The sequence below is a fragment of the Streptomyces sp. JHA26 genome (genome assembly GCF_002005565.1).
In the GTDB taxonomy this organism is placed as follows: domain Bacteria; phylum Actinomycetota; class Actinomycetes; order Streptomycetales; family Streptomycetaceae; genus Streptomyces.
In genome coordinates this window covers 1-4,422 of record NZ_BDJC01000122.1, presented here as the reverse complement: position 1 = coordinate 4,422, position 4,422 = coordinate 1, and the positions used below count along the sequence as shown (strand labels likewise).

At 74.1% G+C, this 4,422-nt stretch carries 3 protein-coding genes, 1 tRNA gene and 1 pseudogene; 1 reads left to right on the top strand and 4 read right to left on the bottom strand.

Going from position 1 to position 4,422, the window contains the following annotated elements; genetic code table 11:
* On the top strand, positions 1-343 hold a 343-nt coding region (locus JHAT_RS33235; RefSeq protein WP_143660615.1), incomplete at its 5' end, for a tetratricopeptide repeat protein.
* A 216-nt stretch (positions 344-559) separates the two neighbouring features.
* On the opposite strand, the gene JHAT_RS33230 is transcribed toward JHAT_RS33235, so the two are convergent.
* The 4 genes and pseudogenes from JHAT_RS33230 to JHAT_RS33215 form a co-directional block, all read right to left on the bottom strand.
* Positions 560-636 (bottom strand) — tRNA-Thr (locus JHAT_RS33230).
* A 107-nt stretch (positions 637-743) separates the two neighbouring features.
* Entirely contained in the window at positions 744-2,351 is a 1,608-nt protein-coding gene (locus tag JHAT_RS33225) for an alpha/beta hydrolase (protein WP_077801996.1), read from the bottom strand.
* Between the two features lie 94 nt (positions 2,352-2,445).
* Positions 2,446-3,651, bottom strand: a complete 1,206-nt coding sequence (locus JHAT_RS33220; protein WP_077801994.1) for a DNA polymerase III subunit delta' — start codon at positions 3,649-3,651, stop codon at positions 2,446-2,448.
* Positions 3,652-3,756: 105 nt separating this feature from the next.
* Positions 3,757-4,422 (bottom strand): annotated as a pseudogene (locus JHAT_RS33215) (dTMP kinase); the annotation flags it as partial.

The following is a 4,422-nucleotide window of genomic DNA, read 5'->3' as shown; positions in this document are numbered from 1 at the left end:
GGCCCTACGGCTGAACAACCTCGCCAGGACACTCTCCGACCTGGGCCGGCACAGTGAAGCACTGCCACTGAAGAAACGGGCGCTGACCATCACCGAGACGGCACTGGGACCGGGCCACCCCAGTACCGCAGTGCGGCTGGGCAACCTCGCCGCGACGCTCTCCGACCTGGGCCGGCCCGGTGAAGCGCTGCCGCTCGAAGAGCGAGCACTGACCATCACCGAGGCCGCCCTGGGACCAGACCACCCCACCACCGCCCTACGGCGGAACGACCTCGCCAACAGTCGCCGACGGTCGGGGCGGGAAAGCGGTGGTGAAGAACATCAAGGGCCGGACCACGAGTGAGCATCGCCGATGCACCACAGGGACCACCAAGATCGTGGCCGTCCCTCCGGCGTGGGCGGAGCCGACCGCCCCGGCCACGCCGTACCCCTTCTCCGGCATCAGGCGGCTGATCGCCGAGCACGAGGCACGGACGCCGGCCGGGTTCGTGTCGCCGCCGTCGCCGCATCCACTGAACGAAAAAGCCCAGCCCGGACAAGGTCCGGGCTGGGCTTCGCATGGAGCCGCCTTCGGGATTCGAACCCGAGACCTACGCATTACGAGTGCGTTGCTCTGGCCATCTGAGCTAAGGCGGCGCGCCGTGCGCACCATGGTGCGATCAGCAACGACGGTAAGTCTACACAGTTTCCGGGGGTGCTTCGTACCCGCCCCGGAGGCCCGGCCTCCGGGGCGGGTGGGGCGGTCACGAGCAGCGCTTGCCGTTCGCCGGCGGGGTGCCGCGCAGGAGGTAGGCGTTGATCGCCGAGTCGATGCAGGCGCTGCCGCGGCCGTACGCGGTGTGGCCGTCGCCCTCGTAGGTGAGGAGGCGGCCGGAGGAGAGCTGGCCGGCCAGGGCCTGGGCCCAGCGGTACGGGGTGGCCGGGTCGCGGGTGGTGCCGACCACGACGATCGGGGCGGCGCCGGCGGCCTCGATGCGGTGCGGCTCGCCCGTGGGGTGCACCGGCCAGTACGCGCAGTTCAGGGAGGACCAGGCGAGGCTCTCGCCGAAGACCGGGGACGCCTTCTCGAACTCGGGCAGCGCGGCGCGCACCTCGTCCGGGGAGGAGAAGGCCGCCGGGAGGTCCAGGCAGTTCACCGCCGCGTTGGCGGACATCAGGTTGCTGTAGCCGCCGCCCGCCTCGCGCTCGTAGTAGCTGTCGGACAGGGCCAGCAGGCCGGCGCCGTCGTGGTTCTTCATCGCCGACGTCAGTGACTCGCGCAGCTGTTGCCAGGCGCTCTCGTCGTACATCGCCGCGATCACACCGGTGGTGGCCAGGGACTCGGTGAGCCTGCGGCCGTCGGCGTCGCCGGTGGGGATCGGCTCGGCGTCCAGGTCGCCGAAGAAGGTCTTCAGGTTCTTGCCGACCTGCCCGGGGGAGGTGCCCTTGCCGCCGAGCGGGCAGTCCGGCTGCCGGACGCAGTCCTCGGCGAAGGACCGGAACGCCGTCTCGAAGCCCGCCGTCTGCTCCCGGTTCAGGCGGCGCGCGGACAGGGACGGGTCCATCGCGCCGTCCAGGACCAGGCGCCCCACCCGGCTCGGGAACAGTCCGGCGTACGTCGCCCCCAGGAAGGTGCCGTAGGAGGCTCCGACGTACGTCAGCCTCTTGTCGCCCAGCACCGCCCGCAGGATGTCCATGTCCCGGGCCGCCTCGACGGTCGAGACGTGGCGCAGCAGCTTCGGCGCGTCCGCTCCGCAGCCCTCGGCGAACGTCCTGTAGGCGCCGACCAGCCGGTCGGTCTCCCCCGCGTCGTCCGGGGTGACGTCCGTCTGCGTGTACGTGTCCATCCGCCGCCCGTCGAGGCACTTCACGGGCTCGCTGCGGGCCACGCCCCGCGGATCGACCGCCACCATGTCGTACCGGGCACGGACCTCCGCCGGGTAGCCGATGCCGGCGTACTGCTGGAGGTACCCGATCGCGGAGCCGCCCGGCCCGCCCGGGTTCACCAGCAGCGAGCCGATCCGCTTGCCGGGGCCGGTGGCCTTCTTGCGCGCCACGGCGAGGCGTACGTCCCCCTCGGCCGGCTTCGCGTAGTCGAGCGGCGCCTTCATCGTGGCGCACTGGAAACCGGGGACGCCGCAGTCGCGCCAGCTCAGCTTCTGCCCGTAGTACGGGGCCAGGGACGAGGGCGTGGACTCGGGCAGCGCGGCCAGGGTCGTCCGCGCCGCCCCGGTCGCTTCGGCCGCCTCCTCCGCGGCCGCCGAACCGGCCGACGTCGACACGCCCCCGGCCGAACAGGCGGTGGCGAGCAGCGCGGCGGCAAGCAGCGTGGTTCCGGTACGGGCCTTGCGGTGGGTGCGCCTTGTGTCCATCCAGCGAGCGTAACCGTCCGCCATGGCGCGGACACGGTACGTGCTCACCGTGCCTCGAACGAGTTCCCCGGTCGACCGGCGCCGGTGTGCCCCGTCAGCCCGCTCTGAGCGCCATCGTCATGGCCTCCACCGCGAGCAGCGGTGGCACGTTGCGGTCGAGCGCCTCCCCACAGGCGGTGATCGCCTCGATGCGGCGCAGGGTGGCCTCCGGCGACCCGGCGCGGGCGAGGCGCTCCAGGACGTCCATGGCGTCGGCGTTGGCGATCGCCACGCGGGAGCCGAGCTGAAGGGCCAGGACATCCCGGTAGAAGGTGGTGAGGTCGGCCAGGGCGACGTCGAGGCTGTTGCGCTGGGTGCGGGCTTTGCGGCGCTTCTGGTTGTCCTCCAGGTCCTTCATCACCCCCGCCGTGCCGCGCGGCAGGCGGCCGCCCTGGGCCGCGCCCAGGGCGGCCTTCAGCTCGTCGGTCTCCTTGGCGTCCATCTCCTCGGCGAGTTCCTTGGCGTCCGCCGCCGCCGCGTCCACCAGCTCCTGCGCGGCCTTGAGCGCGCTGCCGATGTCGTCGACCCGCAACGGCAGCTTCAGCACGGCCGCCCGGCGCTCCCGGGCGGCCGGGTCGGTGGCCAGGCGGCGGGCCCGGTCGACGTGGCCCTGGGTGGCGCGGGCCGCGGCGGCGGCGACGTCGGGCTCGACGCCCTCGCGGCGCACGAGCATGTCGGCGACGGCCTCGACCGACGGCGTGCGCAGGTTCAGGTGGCGGCAGCGGGAGCGGATCGTGGGCAGGACGTCCTCGACGGACGGGGCGCACAGCATCCAGACCGTCCGCGGGGCGGGCTCCTCGACGGCCTTGAGGACGGCGTTGGCGGACTTCTCGTTCAGCCGCTCGGCGTCCTGGACGAGGATGATCTGCCAGCGGCCGTTCGCCGGCGCGGTGAACGACTTGCGGACGGTGTCCCGCATGTCGTCCACGAGGATCTGCGCGCCCACGGCGGCCACCGTGCTGACGTCCGCGTGGGTGCCGACGAGCGCCGTGTGGCATCCGTCGCAGAAGCCGCAGCCGGGGACACCACCGAGGGCGCGGTCGGGGCTCACGCACTGCAACGCGGCGGCGAAGGCCTGCGCCGTCTGCGTCACCCCCGCTCCGGGCGGGCCGGTGAACAGCCACGCGTGCGTCATGCTCGACGCCTCGGGGAGGGGGCCGTCGGTGGCGGCGGCGGTGACGAAGGCGTCGGCGTCCCGGGCGGCGGCGGCGAGCTGCTCGCCCACCTTCTCCTGCCCGACGAGGTCGTCCCACACGGTCATGGGTCACGCCGTCCTTCCGTCACACTCCGCCGCGCGCCCTGCGCCGCGCCCTCCATTGTGCGGGCCGCCACCGACAACGGGCGCCGGCCGGCCGGCGGAGGCCGGTCAGCGCCGCTTCCGGCCCCTCCCCCGGTCGTCCCCGCGGTCCTCTCCGTCGTCGTCGCGGCCGTCGTCCCGCGGGCCGAGCAGTTCGTCCGCCAGGGTCGGCAGGTCGTCCAGCGGTGTCTCCTCGGCCCAGTCGGAACGGCGCCGACGGGGCGGCTCCTGGTCCGGGTCGATCCGGGGCAGCTCGCGCGTGGTCTCCTGGGGTTCCCCGGACCGGTCGGCGCCGGCCGGCTCCTCCTTCCGGAAGTAGCCCGGCGGGACCCGGTCGGCGGAGTCGTCCCCGCGCACGGGCGGCAGTACCGCCGTCTCGTCGGCGGCCCCCGGCGTCACGGGCGGCAGCACCGCCGTCTCGTCGGCGCTCCTCGGCGTCACAGGCGGCAGCACCGCCGTCTCGTCCGCCGCGTCGGACGGCACCGGCGGCTTGGGCAGCTCGGCCGTCACCTCGGACTCGGACACGCCGGACGCCCGGCCCCGGCCGTCGTCGCCGCGCCCGTCCCGGGCACGGTCCCCGGCGTCGCGTCCGCCGTCCCGGTCGTCGTTGCGGTCGTCGTCCCGTGGGTCCCGCACCGGCCGCAGCACCGCCGTGTCCTCCGCCGGTCCGGCCGAGGTGTCCGCCGGCGTCACGACGGGCGTCGGAACGGTCATCGCGTCCGAGGGGTCCGAGGC